The 788-nt window shown below is 59.0% G+C and carries 1 pseudogene; it reads left to right on the top strand.

The annotated features are described in order from the left end of the window. Positions 1–138: 138 nt before the first annotated feature. A pseudogene (locus H7847_RS26620) lies at positions 139–788 on the top strand (transposase); the annotation flags it as partial.

The raw sequence follows: 788 nt of genomic DNA on the forward strand, positions 1-788 counted from the left end.
TGACGTGCTCCCCTGAAAAGTCCTCGATTTAGGGTTAGTCTGTTCTCCAACTGAGGAGACAGATGATGAAGAGAAGCCTTCAGTGAGTTGGAATGGGACCGTGGCCCCAGTGGGGCCGCGTAAGCCCATGGAAACAAGATCATTGGGATTCTGAAGGAACACCAGGCCGGGCTTGGCGCGAAGGAACTGTGCCGCAAGCATGGTGTCCTTTGACCGAGAGGGGGCGATGCGACCTTTTACAAGTGGCGGTCGAAGTATGGCGGCATGGAGGTGTCAGACGCGCGGCGTTTGAAGGCTCTGGAAGCCGAGAATGCAAAGCTGAAGAAGATGCTGGCAGAGCAGATGCTTGATGTCGCGACGCTGAAAGAGATGCTCGGAAAAAACTTCTGAGGCCCGGTTCGAGGAGGAATGCCGTGGACTGGGCTATGAAGACCAAGGGTTACAATCAGAGGCGCGCCTGTGCGTTGGCCGGGATCGATCCACGTGTGTATCGCCGGACGTCGAAGCGTCCGGCAGACACCGCGTTGCGCATCCGGATGAAAGAACTGGCTTCCGAGCGGCGACGGTTCGGTTATCGGCGGCTGCACGTCCTGCTGAAGCGGGAAGGCTGGGAGGTGAACTGGAAGAAGCTGTACCGGCTCTACCGCGAAGAAGGGTTAACCGTTCGTAAACGGGGCGGACGCAAGCGGGCAGTCGGGACGCGAACGCCTATGGCAATCCCACAGGGGCCGAACCAGCGATGGTCGCTCGACTTCATGTCGGACGCATTGGAGGACGGTCGCCGGTTC

This window comes from Roseobacter weihaiensis (assembly GCF_020622345.1).
GTDB classification, from domain to species: Bacteria; Pseudomonadota; Alphaproteobacteria; order Rhodobacterales; family Rhodobacteraceae; genus Roseobacter; species Roseobacter weihaiensis.